Annotated in this window: 13 protein-coding genes; 6 read left to right on the top strand and 7 right to left on the bottom strand. The window is 69.3% G+C overall.

Annotated features, from left to right (window positions below; translation table 11 throughout):
• Positions 1 to 18: 18 nt before the first annotated feature.
• The 5 genes from AL346_RS11375 to AL346_RS11355 all read left to right on the top strand — a co-directional run bounded on the left by AL346_RS11375 (position 19) and on the right by AL346_RS11355 (position 6,458).
• The gene (locus tag AL346_RS11375; RefSeq protein ID WP_019401619.1) at positions 19 to 1,725 is read left to right on the top strand and encodes an iron ABC transporter permease; all 1,707 of its coding nucleotides are present in this window, start codon (positions 19 to 21) and stop codon (positions 1,723 to 1,725) included.
• The gene (locus tag AL346_RS11370; protein ID WP_019401618.1) at positions 1,713 to 2,789 is read left to right on the top strand and encodes an ABC transporter ATP-binding protein; all 1,077 of its coding nucleotides are present in this window, start codon (positions 1,713 to 1,715) and stop codon (positions 2,787 to 2,789) included. The genes AL346_RS11375 and AL346_RS11370 overlap by 13 nt, the downstream gene beginning before the upstream one ends.
• Before the next feature lie 5 nt (positions 2,790 to 2,794).
• On the top strand, positions 2,795 to 3,946 hold the full coding sequence (locus AL346_RS11365; protein WP_053193670.1) for an MBL fold metallo-hydrolase: 1,152 nt from the start codon (positions 2,795 to 2,797) through the stop codon (positions 3,944 to 3,946).
• An 8-nt stretch (positions 3,947 to 3,954) separates the two neighbouring features.
• Positions 3,955 to 4,704, top strand: coding sequence for a 5'/3'-nucleotidase SurE (surE, locus tag AL346_RS11360; RefSeq protein WP_019401616.1), 750 nt, complete (start codon positions 3,955 to 3,957; stop codon positions 4,702 to 4,704).
• A gap of 92 nt (positions 4,705 to 4,796) precedes the next feature.
• The gene (locus AL346_RS11355; protein WP_019401615.1) at positions 4,797 to 6,458 is read left to right on the top strand and encodes a Na/Pi cotransporter family protein; all 1,662 of its coding nucleotides are present in this window, start codon (positions 4,797 to 4,799) and stop codon (positions 6,456 to 6,458) included.
• A 114-nt stretch (positions 6,459 to 6,572) separates the two neighbouring features.
• Here the strand turns inward: AL346_RS11355 and AL346_RS11350 are convergent, their stop codons facing one another.
• The 7 genes from AL346_RS11350 to AL346_RS11320 form a co-directional block, all read right to left on the bottom strand.
• Positions 6,573 to 7,337 carry an SDR family NAD(P)-dependent oxidoreductase gene (locus tag AL346_RS11350; RefSeq protein WP_019401614.1) on the bottom strand — a complete coding sequence of 255 codons (765 nt, stop codon included), beginning with the start codon at positions 7,335 to 7,337 and terminating at the stop codon, positions 6,573 to 6,575.
• A 122-nt stretch (positions 7,338 to 7,459) separates the two neighbouring features.
• Positions 7,460 to 8,518 (bottom strand): tagatose 1,6-diphosphate aldolase, encoded by a 1,059-nt coding sequence (locus AL346_RS11345; RefSeq protein ID WP_053193667.1) that lies wholly within the window; start codon positions 8,516 to 8,518, stop codon positions 7,460 to 7,462.
• Entirely contained in the window at positions 8,518 to 9,423 is a 906-nt protein-coding gene (locus tag AL346_RS11340; RefSeq protein WP_019401612.1) for a PfkB family carbohydrate kinase, read from the bottom strand. Before AL346_RS11340 ends, AL346_RS11345 begins: the two co-directional genes overlap by 1 nt.
• A complete protein-coding gene (locus AL346_RS11335; protein ID WP_053193662.1) occupies positions 9,420 to 10,943 on the bottom strand; it encodes a tripartite tricarboxylate transporter permease in 1,524 nt (507 codons plus the stop codon). Before AL346_RS11335 ends, AL346_RS11340 begins: the two co-directional genes overlap by 4 nt.
• 6 nt (positions 10,944 to 10,949) lie before the next feature.
• Positions 10,950 to 11,429, bottom strand: a complete 480-nt coding sequence (locus AL346_RS11330; RefSeq protein WP_053193659.1) for a tripartite tricarboxylate transporter TctB family protein — start codon at positions 11,427 to 11,429, stop codon at positions 10,950 to 10,952.
• A gap of 16 nt (positions 11,430 to 11,445) precedes the next feature.
• On the bottom strand, positions 11,446 to 12,438 hold the full coding sequence (locus tag AL346_RS11325; RefSeq protein WP_019401609.1) for a tripartite tricarboxylate transporter substrate binding protein: 993 nt from the start codon (positions 12,436 to 12,438) through the stop codon (positions 11,446 to 11,448).
• Between the two features lie 54 nt (positions 12,439 to 12,492).
• The gene (locus AL346_RS11320) at positions 12,493 to 13,395 is read right to left on the bottom strand and encodes a dihydrodipicolinate synthase family protein (RefSeq protein WP_019401608.1); all 903 of its coding nucleotides are present in this window, start codon (positions 13,393 to 13,395) and stop codon (positions 12,493 to 12,495) included.
• Between the two features lie 185 nt (positions 13,396 to 13,580).
• Between AL346_RS11320 and AL346_RS11315 the strand changes: the two genes are divergently transcribed.
• Positions 13,581 to 14,402 (top strand): IclR family transcriptional regulator, encoded by an 822-nt coding sequence (locus tag AL346_RS11315; RefSeq protein ID WP_019401607.1) that lies wholly within the window; start codon positions 13,581 to 13,583, stop codon positions 14,400 to 14,402.
• Positions 14,403 to 14,508 lie beyond the last annotated feature (106 nt).

The following is a 14,508-nucleotide window of genomic DNA, read 5'->3' as shown; positions in this document are numbered from 1 at the left end:
GGACGGGTCGCGGACATCATGAGCGGCAGTGCTGCCAAGGCCATGCGCGGCGGGGACCTCACGCTCCTGTGGGGGCTCGTCGTCCTCGTCGCCATCCTCTCCATCCTGCCGCTCGCACGCCTCGTCATCGAGGGCATCGCGCCCGGCGGCGCCGTGTCCTCGGGCGTGATCGGCTCGGTCCTGTCCGATCCGACCACCTGGACGGCGGTGCGCAACAGCCTGGTGACGACGCTCGGCGGCACCGTGCTCGCCGTCGTCATCGGCAGCATCGTCGCCTGTTTCGTCGCCCTCACCGACATGCGGGCACGCAACGCCTTCGTCTTCTGCTTCGTGCTGCCGCTGATGATCGCGCCGCAGGTCACGGCGCTCGCCTGGCTGCAGGTGACGGGGCCGTCGAGCGCTCTTCTCAAGATGCTCGGGCTCGCCCCGCCGCTCGGCACGCGCAACCCGCTCTATTCGGCCGAGGGCATCATCCTGCTGCTCGGCATCCAGTACGCCCCCCTCGTCTTCCTGACGCTGCGCGCGGGCCTGCGCGCCCTGCCGAAGGAGCTGATCGAGGCGGGCCTTGCCGCCGGGGCCGGCAAGCTGACGGTGCTGCGCACCATCATCCTGCCCTTGATGACGCCGCCGCTCGTCGCCGGCATCGCGCTGTGCTTCGTCTCGAGCCTCGGCAATTTCGGCATTCCGGCCTTTCTCGGCATTCCCGCCAACTACCTCGTGCTGCCGACGCTGATCTACCAGCGCCTCGCCGGGCTCGGCCCGGGCGTCCTCTCCGAGGTGGCCGTCCTGTCGACCCTCATCGGCGTCATCGCCATGGCCGGCATCATCCTGCAGGACGTGATGCTGCGCCGGCGCGACTTTCGCATCACCACGACCTCGACGGCGGCGCGCCCCTTCGAGCTGCGCGGGTGGCGGCTGCCGAGCGAGATCCTCTTGTGGGGGCTCGTCCTCCTCATCCTCGTGGTGCCGCTCGCCGGGCTCCTCGCCACCTCGCTCGTGCCCAGCTACGGCGTGCCGCTCAATGCCGCGACGGCCACCTTCGAGAACTACGACTATGTGATGTTCGACCACGCGGGGTCGAGACGCGCCTTCGCCAACAGCTTCGGGCTGTCGGCTGCCGCTGCGCTCGTCATCGTCGTCGTCTCGGTGCCGCTCGCCTATTTCCTCGTCTGGCGGCGCTCGCGCATGCTGCGGCTGCTCAACCTCGCCGCCGAGCTGCCCTATGCCCTGCCGGGCGTGGTGCTGGCCATCGCGGCCATCCTCATCTTCCTGAAGCCGCTGCCGGTTCTCGGCATCTCGCTCTACAACACCATCTGGATCATCTTCTTCTGCTATGTGGCGCGGTTCCTCGTGCTCGGGCTGCGCCCGGTCGCCAGCGGCTATCACCAGCTCGACCGCACATTGGAAGAGGCGGCCCAGGTCGCGGGTGCCGGGCTCATCCGCCGGCTCGTCACCATCATCCTGCCGCTCGTCGCGCCGGCGGCGACGGCGGGCGCCCTCCTCGTCTTCCTCACCGCCTTCAACGAGCTCACGGTTTCGGCCCTCCTGTGGTCGTCCGGCAACGAGACGCTCGGCGTCGTCGTCTTCTCCTTCGAGCAGGGCGGGGATTCGACCTATGCGGCGGCGCTCGCGGTGCTGACGGTCATCGTCACGCTGGCGCTGATGCTCTCCACCCTTCTCTTCGCTCGCAAGCTGCCCCAGGGAGTGCTGCCGTGGCGCGACTGACCATCGACCGGGTCTCCAAGAACTTCGGCAATTACCGCGCCCTCGACACCGTCTCCATGGAGGTCCGGGACGGGGAATTCCTCGCCGTGCTCGGCCCTTCGGGCTGCGGCAAGACCACGCTGCTCAGGCAGGTCGCCGGCTTCGACCAGGTCGATGACGGCGAGATCCGCATCGGCGACACGGTCGTCTCTGACACGCGCCGGCACGTGCCACCGGAGCATCGGCGCGTCGGCATCGTCTTCCAGTCCTACGCGCTGTGGCCGCACATGAGCGTGTTCGACAATGTCGCCTACGGCCTCAAGGTGGCGGGGGTGAAAGACCCCGAGCGCACGCGCCGCGTCAAGGAGGCGCTCACGCTCGTCGGGCTGGAGACCTTCGCCGAGCGCCGCCCGGGCCTTCTCTCCGGCGGCCAGCGCCAGCGCGTCGCGCTCGCCCGCTGCCTCGTCACCGAGCCTTCGCTCGTGCTGCTCGACGAGCCGCTCGCCAACCTCGACGTGCACCTGCGCGCGGCGATGGAGGACGAGTTCGCCCGCTTCCACGAGCGCACGGCGACGACGATGATCTACATCACCCACGACCAGGCCGAGGCCATGGCACTCGCCGACCGCATCGCGGTGATGGACCGGGGCCGCCTGCTGCAGCTCGCGACCCCCTCCGACCTGTTCCGCCAGCCCGCCAACGAGACCGTCGCCCGCTTCATCGGCGAGGGCATGGTGCTGCCCGTCGAGGTCGGCGCCGCGGACAGCGAGGGCCGCTGCCAGGGCCGCATCCAAGGCCTTGAGGTCTCGTTGCGTGCTTCACCACTGCAGAAGGCCGGCCATGCGAAGGTGTGCCTCAGGGCGCGCGACCTTGCGATCGCCGGGCCTGGCGAAGCGGGGCTCGGAGCGCATATCGTGCGGACCGTCTACCAGGGTGGCTTCTTCCGGCTCGAGGCAAGCCTCGTGCGGGCGCCCGACGTTACCGTTCATCTCGAGGTGCCGGAGCCCTTCCACCACGGCCCGGGCGACATCGTGGACATCGCCGTGCACGACGGCTGGGTACTGCCGGCGACGACCGAAAGCTGAAGCAGATGCGGATCCACCTTCTCGGCGGCTTCGGTGAAAAGGGCCGCACGAGCCTCGCCATCGAGAGCAAGGGCTATCGCCTGATGCTCGACGCGGGCATCAACACGAGCGTGAGCATGGACGACGCGGATTATTACCCGCGCGTCTCCCCCGCCGCTCTCGTGGCCACCGATGCGCTCATCATCACCCATGCCCATGAAGATCATGTGACGGCGCTCGGCTGGGCCATCGCGCACGGCTTCGCCAGCCGCATCCTGATGGGCACCGAGACCGCGCGCGACGCGGACCTGGCATGGGCTGGCTATGCGGCGCCGGCGGACCGCGAGCGGGCGCGCGCGGCCGCAGTCGAGGCCCTGCCGGCGCGCGGCACCGTGACGCTCGGCCCCTTCACCGTGACCACCGGCCGCTCGGGCCACATCGTCGGCGGGTCCTGGTGCGTCATCGACGACGGCGCGCGGCGCTTCGCCTATTGCGGCGACGTGGTGCCCGAAAGCCCCGTCTTCATGATGGATCCGCTGCCGCCCTGCGACGCCATCGCCATCGATGCCTCCTATGGCGACGACGACGTGCCGGCGCGCGAGCGGGCGCGGCAGGTCGCCGCCTTCGTCGCGCGGCATCCGCAGGGCTGCGTGCTGCCGACGCCGCTGGCCGGCCGCTCGCTGGAGCTGCTCGCCATCCTGCCAGAGCCCCTGGCGCTCGCCCCAGGCATGCGCGAATCCCTTGCCGCACAGCTCGCCGCGCAGGAATGGCTGCGCCCCGGCATCCGGGACCGCCTCGCCGAACGCCTCGCGGCTGCCGCCGATTGGCGGGAAGGCGAGCCGCTGCCGAAGGCCGCCCTCCTCTGCTACGACGGCATGGGCATGTCCGGCCCCTCGGCCACGATCCTGCCCCTCGCCGAGCGGCAGGGCCACCCTGTGCTGTTCACCGGGCACCTGCCGAAGGGCAGCCCCGGCGACAGGATGGTGCGGGCCGGGCGCGCTGCCTGGAACCGCCTGCCGACCCACCCGACGCTCGGCGAGAACCGCGCCATCGTCGCCGCCAGCGGCGCGCGCATCGTCCTTGGCCATTCCTGCGACCCGGCGATGCTCCGCGCCCTGGCCGCGCACATTCCCCTCCTCCGTGCCGATCTTGCGACCGGCACGAGCCTCGACATCTGAAGGTTTCCATGCGCGTTCTCATCGCCAACGACGACGGCATCGCCTCCCCCGGCCTCGCGCTTCTCGCCGAGGCCGCACGGGCGCGCGGCGACGAGGTCTGGATCGTCGCGCCGGAGCGGAAATGGACGGCGGCGAGCCATCAGCTCTCTTTCGACAAGGACATCGTGCTGACGCGCCGGGAGGCGCGGACCTATGCCTGCTCGGGCGCGCCGGCGGACTGCGTCGTCGCCGCCCTGTCGGTGCTGATGGCGGCGACACCGCCTGATCTCGTCCTCTCCGGCATCAATGACGGGCGAAACGTAGGGGAGGACATGGCCTATTCCGGCACCATGGCCATCGCCCGCGAGGCGGCCATGTGGGGCCTGCCGGCCCTCGCCTTCTCGCGCACGAAGGGCGGCGAAATGGGCCCGCGCGAGCGGGACGCGGTGCGGGCGCTCATCGACCTCCTGTGGGCGGCGCGCGGCGACTGGCATCGCGAGGGCACCTGGCTCTCCGTCAACCTGCCGAAGGACCTGCCGGCCCCGCTCGCCGGCGCGCGCATCGGCCGCGACAAGATCGCCGCAGCCATGGACGTCACCGCGCAGGACGGCGAGCGCATCACCTGCCGCATCCGCCGCGGGCGGCCACATACGCTGTTGCCGGGCGACGAGAACACCGCGATCGACAGCGGCCACGTCACCATCGTGCGGCATTGCTGGTTCGCCCATGCGCCGCTCGAGGATGCAACCATGGCGGGCTGGAGCAGCATGGTCAAATAGCCGGCTTACAGTAAGATGCCGGCACCGGCGGGAGGATCGAACACCGGTCGAAGCAGTTGGACAGGGCCGGCTTGGCGGCAAGGGAGCGTTGAATGTCGGCGAATCTGGTGCTGATCGACCTTCTCGGTGCGGGCGCCCTGCTGCTCTGGGGCCTGCGCATGGTCAAGACCGGCGTCACCCGTGCCTTCGGCTCGAGCCTCCGGCACTGGATCGCGCTCGGCACCACCAACCGCTTCAAGGCCTTCTTCGCCGGCCTCGCCGCGACCATCGCCGTGCAGAGCAGCACGGCCACCGCCCTCATCACCGCCTCCTTCGCCAGCCGGGAGCTGATGACGACGGCGATGGCGCAGGCGATCATGATCGGCGCCAACGTGGGCACGGCGATGGTGACGCGGCTCCTGGCGCTCAACCTGCACTGGCTGTCACCGGTGCTGATCCTGTGCGGCGTCGCCACCTTCATGGCAAGCGACAGCTCGCGGCCCAAGGCCATCGGCCGCGCGATCATCGGGCTCGGGCTCATGCTCCTGTCGCTGCAGCTCATCGGCGCGGCGACGGAGCCGATGCGCGCCTCGCCCACGCTGCAGAGCCTGCTCGCCGCCCTCGGCGCCGCGCCCGTCATCGGCCTGCTCGTCGCGGCGGTGCTCGCCTTCGTCGCCTCGTCGAGCCTCGCCATCGTGCTGCTCGTCGCCTCGCTGGCCGCCTCGAGCAACATGGATGCGGGGCTCGTCGTCGCGCTCGTCCTCGGTGCCAATCTCGGCGGGGCGGTGCCGCCGGCGCTCGCCACGGCGGGCTATGGCCCGCTCGCGCGGCGCGTCACCCTCGGCAACCTCGCGGTGCGCGGCGCCGGCTGCCTGCTCGCCCTGCCGCTCATCGGCCCCATCGACGGCTATCTCGCCCGGGCCGCGGCGCTGACCGGCAATTTCGCCGTCGACGTGCATCTTGCCTTCAACATCGCGCTCGCCCTCCTCTTCCTGCCGCTCGTCGGCCTCATCGCCCGCCTCGCCGAGCGGCTGATGCCGCCGCAGCCGGAAGACCGGCTGGGCCCGCGCTATCTCGACACGTCCTCCCTCGACACGCCGGCGGTGGCGCTGAGCTGCGCGGCGCGCGAGACGCTGCGCATCGGCGACGTGGTGGAGGTCATGCTGGTCAGGAGTCTCGAGGCGCTGCGCAACAACGACGCCAAGCTCAAGAGCGAAATCGCCAAGATGGACGACGAGGTCGACGCGCTGCAGCAGGCGGTCAAGCTCTATCTCTCGCGCCTCGGCCACGAGGGCCTCGACGACGAGGACGCGCGCAAGGCGACCGAGATCATCTCCTACGCCATCAACCTCGAGCACATCGGCGACATCATCGACAAGAGCCTGCTCGACATGATCGCCAAGAAGATCAAGTACGGCCTGCGCTTCTCGCGCGAGGGCATGGCCGAGATCGAGGAACTGCACGCGCGCACGCTGGAGAACCTGCGCATCGCGCAGAGCATCTTCATCAGCCGCGACATGGACCTCGCCCGCAAGCTGGTGGAAGTGAAGGTGGATGTGCGCCACATGGAGCGCCTGTCGGCCGAGCGGCACCTGGAACGCCTGCGCGAAGGACGCATCGAGAGCATCCAGTCGAGCACCCTGCACCTCGACGTGCTGCGCGACCTCAAACAGATCAACGCCCATATCACGTCGGTCGCCTACCCCATCCTCGACGAGGCCGGCGCCCTGCGCGAAAGCCGCCTGCGCGGCGATGGCAAGGCGGCTGTCGCGTGAGCTTTTGTGAGACCGCCTCCTGGCCCGAAGAAAAGCGGCCCGATCCTGCCGGACCGGGCCGCTTCGCAGTTACCTTGTGCTCGTTGGGAAAGCCTGCGGCTTTTCCCTGGCACATCAGGGCATCAACTGGCCGCCGTTGACCTCGATGACCTGGCCGGTGAGGTAGCCGCTCATGGCTGGCGAGGCGAGGAAGACATAGGCGCCGACGCAGTCCTGCGGCTCGCCGATGCGGCCCATGACGATGGTCTTGCGCATGGCCTCCAGCATCTCGGCCGTCGAGAAGCGCTGGTGGAACGGGGTCATGATGACGCCCGGGGCGACCGCGTTCACGCGGATGTTGTCGCCGGCATATTCCTTGGCCATGTTGCGCGTCAGGTTCGACACGAAGGCCTTGGAGCTCGCGTAGAGCGCCGCGCCCGGACCACCGCCGTTGCGGGCGGCGACCGAGCTCGTGTTGATGACGGTGCCGCCGCCAGCCTTCTTGAGATGCGGCACGGCGGCCTTCGAAGCCATCACCACCGAGCGCACGTTGAGGTCGAGCACCCGGTCGTAGAAATCGTCCGTGATCTCGGTCAGCGACATGCGCTGCACGAGAGCGCCGGCATTGTTGATGAGCACGTCGAGCCCGCCAAGGACGCCGGCCGCCTCGTCGACGACGCGGATCGCCTCGGCCGAGGTGCTGACGTCGCCCTTCAGCATGTCGGCCTTGCCGCCCGCCTTGCGGATGGTCTCGACCACCGCCTTGGCATCGTCCTCGCTCGAATTGTAGTGAACGACGACATGGCTGCCGAGCCGGCCGAACTCCACGGCTGTCGCCGCGCCGATGCCGGTGCTCGCGCCGGTGATGAGGACGCGCTTGCCCTTCAGATCATTCAACATATCGGTCTCGTCTCCCTAGACTGGACCGCCGGCGCTGCGGCTCACCCGCAGATCGCCGGCGATCGTTTCCCATCGGTTCGGCGCGAGCCGCCCCGGAGGCGGCGCGCCTCCGGCCCCGCACCTCAGGCAGCCTGCGAACCGAAGCCCGCGTAGCGCCCGGGGAAATCGTGTCCCGCGTCGGCCAGCCCCGGCGCGCCGCCAAAGGCAGCAGCCGTCTGCCACGGCTGCGCGGAATCGTCTGTTAATCGATTTATATCCTTCATATAGCCGATGCCGTCCGACGCCAACTCCCGTTCCATCGCCTGAAGGTCGGGATAATGGCGAAAGGCCTGCCACCAGATGGCACGGCCGGCGAGATAGCCGTTGGCGCCGGCCCGGTAGGCATAGGTGAGAACGCGGCGAAACTCCTCCATCCCCGCACCGGCGCTCAGCATCACCCAGGGCTTATCGATGAGCCCGGCCATGCGCGCAAAGAGCCGCTCGGTCTGCGCCACAGCGGCATCGCTGCCTGCGGGATCCGGCAGGGCCCCGGCTGGCACCGGACTTTCGAGCTTGTAGATGTCGACGCCATAGGCCGGGTCGGCGAAATCCGCGAGGCTCTGGAGCACGAGATCGGGACGCTTCTCGCGATCCTCGATGTAATCCGTCGTGTGGTTGCTGGCGCCCTTGAAGGGATAGACGAGGAGCTCCAGCAGAAAGGGGATGTCATAGCGCGCGCAGGCCTCGCCCACCTGCCGCACCAGCGCCTGCTGGTGCGCGACGACCTCGCGCGCCGCATCGGGCCGATACCAGAGCAGCAGCTTGACCCCGTCCGCCCCCATGCGCTTGATCTTGCCGACGTCCCAGCCGGGATAGAGCCGGGTGCGGCGGCCACCCTCGTCCTCCTCGAAGCGGAAGTCCTCGAGCGTGATCAGCAGGCCGCGCCGGGCGGGAATGTCGTCGACGGCGCGGCTGTAGCCGTAGTCGGGATCGATCAGCACGGCCGAGCCCAGCGGCGTCAGCACGCGGGCGAGCAGCGCCTTGACGGCGCTGACCTCGTCGTAGCCGGGCTGGCGCGGCGCCAGCTTCTCGCCGAGCGCCTTCAGGATGGGCGGGCGCTGGTCGACGGCGACCATCTTGAAGCGCCCGCTGTCGTCGGCGAGCCTCTTCAGCCCGCGCAGCTTGCCTGCGGAAACAGTCATCATACCTCCTCGGACAAAGACATGAGGGCCGTGACTTCGGCCCGATCCGGAATGCCGGCGCGGCCGCCGCGCCGGGTGCATTTGAGAGCGGAGGCGGCATTGGCGAAGCGCGCCGCGGCGCGCATGTCGCGCCCCTCCGCGATGGCGAGGGCGAAGGCGCCGTGGAAGACGTCGCCCGCGCCGAGAGTATCGACCGTCTCGACGGTGAAGCCCGGCTCGCGCGTGAGGCGCTGCCCCTCCAGCCAGGCGAAGCCCTCGCCGCCGAGGGTGACGCCGACGCGGCCGGGGCAGACCTGCGCCGCCGACCGGAGCCCCTCGGCGACATCGTCCGTCCCGGCAAAGCGCGTGAGCGCCGGACGCGAGAAGACGGCATAGTCCGAGCGCGCGACGAGCCGGTGGGCGACGTCGTCGGACGCAAGATCCGCGTCGAGCACCGCCGGCACGCCGGCCGCCCGGGCCGCATCGAGCACGATCTCGCTCGCGCGCGGCCAGCGCATGTCGGCGAGGACGGCATCCGCCGCCGCGACCTCGGCAAGGGGCAGCCACGCAGGATCGGTGTCGAGCCCGGGGTCGGCGAAGGCGATGATCAGGCGCTCGCCCTCCTTGTCGACGAGCACGCCCGAGACGCCGGAGCGGGCGCCGGGGACGAGCCGGATTTCAGGCCTGACACCCCATTCGCCCAGTTCCTCGACGATGCGCCGGCCCACGGGATCATCGCCGACGCGCGCCCACAGCACGGCCTCGCCGCCGAGGCGCGCCACCGTCACCGCGCCGGTGGCGGCCGGTCCGCCGCCGATCTCGCTGTAGCCGGTGGCGAAGACCTTGATGGGCTCGTCCGGAATGGCGGGCACGGAGAAGATCTTGTCCATCACCGCGATGCCCACGGCGATCACGCGTTTCGTCATGAGTTGTTCTCCGCGGGCTTTGCGGCGCGCGTGCAGCCGCGCAGGAGGCGCAGGCCGGCGAGGCCGAGCGGCACCGCCCAGATGAGGATGGCGGCTACGCCGAGCGCGGCGGCGACCGGGCGCTCGAAGAAGCCGGTGATGTCGCCGCCCGCGATCACCATCGAGGTCAGGAAGTTCTGCTCGAGCAGCGGCCCGAGCACGATGCCGAGGATGATGGGCGCCACGGGGAAGCCGGCGAGGCTGAGCAGGAAGGCGAGGATGCCGAAGCCGAGCATCAGGCCGATGTCGAAGACGGTGTTGTTGATGGCGAAGGAGCCGACGACGCAGAAGAGCAGGATGATCGCCATCAGCTGCGGGCGCGGCACGGTCAGGATGCGGCTCGCGAGCCGGATCGCCGCCCAGCCGAAGGGCAGGAGCAGCAGGTTGGCGATGAGGAAGATGATGAAGACGGCATAGAGCATCTCCGCCTGGGCCTCGAACAGCCGCGGACCGGGGTTGAGCCCCTTCATGAAGAGGACGCCGACGGCGATCGCCGTCACCGCATCGCCCGGGATGCCGAAGACGAGCGCCGGCACCCACGCGCCGGAGAGACCGCCGTTGTTGGCCGCACCTGCCTCGATGACGCCTTCGGGATGGCCGGTGCCGAACTTCTCGGGCGTCTTCGAAAAGCGCTTGGCGGTGGCGTAGGAAATCCAGGCGGCGATGTCGCCGCCGGCGCCCGGCAGGACGCCGATCAGCGTGCCCGTGACCGAGCCGCGCGCCACGTTGCGCCAGTAGTGACGGATGAGGCCGAGGATGCCGCGGAAGACGCCGGTGACCTTCTGCGTCGCGGCGAAGCGCTCACGCGCCGTGCCGCGGACGAGGCTGTTCAGGATCTCGGAGACGGCGAACATGCCGATCATGGCGGGAATGAAGCTGATGCCGCCCAGGAGCTCCGTGACGCCCAGGGTGAAGCGGGGCGTGCCGCTGACGCCGTCCATGCCGACGCTGGCGATGAAGAGACCGATGAGCAGGGAGACGAAGCCGCGCACGGGATCGTCCGAGCTCACGAAGGCGGCGCAGGACAGGCCGATGAGCGCCAGCCAGAAATATTCGAAGCTCGAGAACTGCAGGGCGATGCGCGCCAGCGCCGGCGCCGCGAGGATGAGGACGACGGTGCCGACGATGCCGCCGATGACCGAGGAGACGAGGCTCGCCCCGAGCGCCTGCGCGCCGAGCCCGCGCTTCGTCATGGCGAAGGTCTCGTCCGTGTAGGCGGCCGAGGCCGGCGTGCCGGGAATGCGCAGGAGGCAACCCGGAATGTCGCCGGCCGTGATCGCCATCGCCGTGCAGGCCACGATCGCGGCAACGGCCGGCAAGGGATCCATGAAGAAGGTGATCGGCACGAGCAGCGCCGTCGCCATGGTCGCCGTGAGGCCGGGGACGGCACCGACGAACAGGCCGAACAGCGAGGCCAGCACCACCGTGAGAAGCACCTGCGGATCGAGCACGAGCCCGACCGCCTGGATGACCGAATGCATGAGCGCTCACCCGAAAAGGGGTTGCAGCAGCCCGGCCGGCAGCGGCACCAGCAGCAGGCGGACGAACAGGAAATAGACGCCGAGCGTCAGGAGGAACCCGAGGACGACCGCCTGCACCGGTCGCACGCCGAGCAGCAGCATGAAGCCGGCGAGATAGGTGCCGAGAAGCGGCACGAAGCCGATGGGCTCGAAAGCCCGGATGATGACGATAAGCCCCGCGACGAGCCAGGCGAGCGCGCCCCAGTAGGGCCGCGTCGCGGCCGGCGCGGGCGGCCCCACCCCCTCGCCCACCGCCTCCGGCGCGGCAAAGAAGCCGCGCAGGGCGATGATGAGCCCGGCGACGACGAGCCCGCCGCCGACGAGCGAGGGGAAGAAGCCGGGCCCGTAGGCCTGGCCGATCATCGGAGGAATGGACGCCGCCTGAACGACGACGCCCGCCCCGAAGGCCGCGAAGAGCAAGCCCGCGGCGACATCCACCTTGCGCATGGAAGGAGCCTTCGCCCTATTGCTTGGCGAGGCCGGCGGCCTTCATGGCTTCGCCGAAGCGTTCATCCATCTGCTTGAGGTAACTCGCGAAATCAGGACCGCCGGCATATTCGATGCCGAACTTGCGGGCATCCATGAACTTCACGAATTCCGGATCCTTCACGACCTTGGCCATGGCCTTCGAGAGCGCCTCGACGACCTCCTCCGGCATGCCCTTGGGGCCGGCGACACCGCGCCAGGCGCCGAGGCTCCAGTCGACGCCGAGCGTCTCCTTGATGGTCGGCACGTCGGGGAAGGCGGGGTCGCGCTCGGGGCGCATCAGGGCGAGCGTCTTCACCTCCCCGGCATCGACCATGGTCTGCGCCTCGGGCATCGTCGTCGTGACGATGTCGATGGCCTTCGAGGTGAGGAGCTGCAGCGAGGGCGCCGAACCGTCCGTCGGCACCCACGGCGCGTCCTGGGCCTTGAGGCCGATGGCGTTGAGCAGGCCAACGAAGGACAGATGCGCCGCGCCGCCCTGGTTGGCGCCAGAGGCCTTGTGCTTGCCGGGGGCCGCCTTGATCGCCTCGACGAGGTCCTTGATCGTGGCCGGCCCGTCCTTGCGCACGTGCACGCCCTGCGGATCGGTGTTGTAGAGGGCGATGAGGCTGTAGCTGTCGTAGTTCAGCGCCGAGGTGCCGAGCCAGTGATACATCGACAGCTCGGTCGTGACGACGCCGATGGTGTAGCCGTCCGCCTTGGCATTGGCGATCTCGGTGTGGCCGACGATGCCGCCGCCGCCGGTGCGGTTAACGACCGACACGGGCTTGCCGAGCTCCTTCTCGAGCAGGCTCGCGACGATGCGCGCCGTCGCGTCGGTGCCGCCGCCAGCGCTCCACGGCACGATCATGGTGACCGGCCGCTCCGGCCAGGCGGCGAGCGCCGGCCCGGCAAAGGCGAGCGAGACCGCCGCGGCCATGGCGACCCGGCGCGTCAGGGATATGCGCGAGAACGATTTGCGCGAGAACATGGACGTTTCCTCCAACCCGATATGCTTTTGCTTTTTTGAACAGAAAGGCGGCCTTCAGGCCGCCTTTGCCTTGACGGCGACGCCGAGGCCCGCGAGCGCCGCGCGGATCGCCTCGCGCTGGGCGGGCGAGGCCGGCGGCATCGGCGCGCGCGGCTCCATGGCGTTCACGCCCTGCAGGCTCTGGGCGTATTTCGTGCAGGCCGGCAGGTTGTCCGAGACCATGGCGTTCCACAGCGCCAGCAGCTTGACGTGGAGATCGAGCGCGCGTGGGTGATCGCCGGCCTTCACCGCATCCCACAGGTCGACCGACGCCTTGGGCGCCGCGGCGAGGATCGCGGCGATCGAGCCATGGGCGCCGAGCGTGTAGGAGGGATACATCAGCGCATCGACGGCGCTGAAGATCAGCTTGTCGGCAAGGTTCTCGGCCATGAGGTCGGCGAAGAGCTTGAGATCGCCGGCGCTCTGCTTGACGCCGACCACCATCGGCACCTCGCGCATGATGCGGGCGAGCAGCTTCGGCGACAGATAGGTCCAGGGCACCACGTTGTAGATGATGATCGGCAGACCGGTCTCGTCGGCGAGCGCCCGGAAGTGGCGCACCATCGCCTCGTCGTCCGGCTTGAAGAGATAGTGCACCGGCGTGACCTGCAGGGCGGCGACGCCCATGTCGCGCACCAGCTTGCCGCGGCGGATCGCATCGCGCGTGCTGTCGACGATGATGCCGGCGATCACCGGCACCCGCCCGGCGGTGGCCGCGACCGTCGCGCCGATGAGATCGCGGAACTCCTCCGGATCAAGCGTATGGCCCTCGCCGGTCGAGCCACCGGCGGCGAGCCCATGCGAGCCGGCCGCGACAAGAAAGTCCACCTGCCCGGCCACGGCCTCCAGCGCCATCGCCCCATCGGTCCGGAACGGCGTCGTCATCGGCGGAATGACACCTGCGAGTTTCGTGTGCATTTCAGCTCCCTAGTCCGAATATCGGATCTTTATTCCGCATAGCAGACTTTATCGAGCCCACGAGCGAACCGTCAACACGGAATCGGATTTCGCGTCCGCCGGCACCGCGGCATGCTTCGAAAGCGCTTGACGCCCCCGACGAATTTGCCGATATGTTCCGCATCGTGGAATGAACGAGGCAAGGCGTGACGCGGACCCAGCGCAAGGATCTCGTCAACTCGCTCGGCAAGATGGCGAGCATCCTGCAGTGCTTCACCAAGCACGACCGGACGCTGACGCTCGGCATGATCCAGGCGCGGACCGGCTATCCCAAGGCCACGGCCCACCGGCTCCTCGCGACGATGAAGGAGATCGGCTTCATCGAGCAGGACCGCGACCGGGAGCGCTATCGCCTTGGCCTCAAGCTGTTCGAGCTCGGCAGCCTCTATCTCGCCAACCTCGACCTGCACCGCGAGGCGCAGCCGCATGTCGACCGGCTCGCCAAGTTGAGCGGCGAGGTGGTGCATCTCTGCATCTTCGACGGTCTGCACGCCGTCTTCGTCGACCGCAAGGAGATGGACAGCGGCCCGAGCTCGCTCGTCATGACCATCGAGGGCGCGCCGGTCTATTGCACGGGCGTCGGCAAGGCCATCCTCGCCTTCCAGGACGAGGCGACGCTGGAGCGCGTCATCGCGGCCGGGCTCAAGGCCTTCACCGAGAGCACCATCGTCGATCCCCAGCGGCTGCGCGAGGAGATGGCGGCGACGCGCAAGCGTGGCCATTCCATCGACTGGTCCGAGCACCAGCGCAACCTCAACTGCGTCGCCGCCCCGATCCGCAACGCCTCGGGCAGCGTCTTCGCCTCGATCAGCGTCTCCGGCCCGGCCGAGCGCATCTCGCCGGCGCGCATCCCCGTGCTCGGCGAACTCGTCATCGAGACGGCCGACACCATCTCGCGCGCACTCGGCTGGACAGCGCCCGCGAAGCAGGCGGAAAGCCACTCCGCCCCACGCGCCGCCGCGTCCTGAGGCCATCGCCACCTCGATCATTCCGGCCGCCCGGCAGGCGCCGTCTTGTCAGGCTACGTCGTTTGGATTATCAATATCAATATCGATAATAAGAAGGCAGGGAGGA

The sequence above is a fragment of the Chelatococcus sp. CO-6 genome, assembly GCF_001271345.1.
In the GTDB taxonomy this organism is placed as follows: Bacteria; Pseudomonadota; Alphaproteobacteria; order Rhizobiales; family Beijerinckiaceae; genus Chelatococcus_A; species Chelatococcus_A caeni.
Note: the sequence above shows the minus strand (reverse complement) of the source record. Positions and strands in the feature narration are given on the sequence as shown.

Coding starts and splice junctions, on each gene's coding strand:
- AL346_RS11350 (WP_019401614.1), bottom strand. CDS start 7,337: ATGTTGAATGATCTGAAGGGCAAGCGCGTCCTCATCACCGGCGCGAGC.
- AL346_RS11340 (WP_019401612.1), bottom strand. CDS start 9,423: ATGACGAAACGCGTGATCGCCGTGGGCATCGCGGTGATGGACAAGATC.
- AL346_RS11325 (WP_019401609.1), bottom strand. CDS start 12,438: ATGTTCTCGCGCAAATCGTTCTCGCGCATATCCCTGACGCGCCGGGTC.
- AL346_RS11375 (WP_019401619.1), top strand. CDS start 19: ATGAGCGGCAGTGCTGCCAAGGCCATGCGCGGCGGGGACCTCACGCTC.
- AL346_RS11335 (WP_053193662.1), bottom strand. CDS start 10,943: ATGCATTCGGTCATCCAGGCGGTCGGGCTCGTGCTCGATCCGCAGGTG.
- AL346_RS11320 (WP_019401608.1), bottom strand. CDS start 13,395: ATGCACACGAAACTCGCAGGTGTCATTCCGCCGATGACGACGCCGTTC.
- surE (WP_019401616.1), top strand. CDS start 3,955: ATGCGCGTTCTCATCGCCAACGACGACGGCATCGCCTCCCCCGGCCTC.
- AL346_RS11330 (WP_053193659.1), bottom strand. CDS start 11,429: ATGCGCAAGGTGGATGTCGCCGCGGGCTTGCTCTTCGCGGCCTTCGGG.
- AL346_RS11355 (WP_019401615.1), top strand. CDS start 4,797: ATGTCGGCGAATCTGGTGCTGATCGACCTTCTCGGTGCGGGCGCCCTG.
- AL346_RS11365 (WP_053193670.1), top strand. CDS start 2,795: ATGCGGATCCACCTTCTCGGCGGCTTCGGTGAAAAGGGCCGCACGAGC.
- AL346_RS11345 (WP_053193667.1), bottom strand. CDS start 8,518: ATGACTGTTTCCGCAGGCAAGCTGCGCGGGCTGAAGAGGCTCGCCGAC.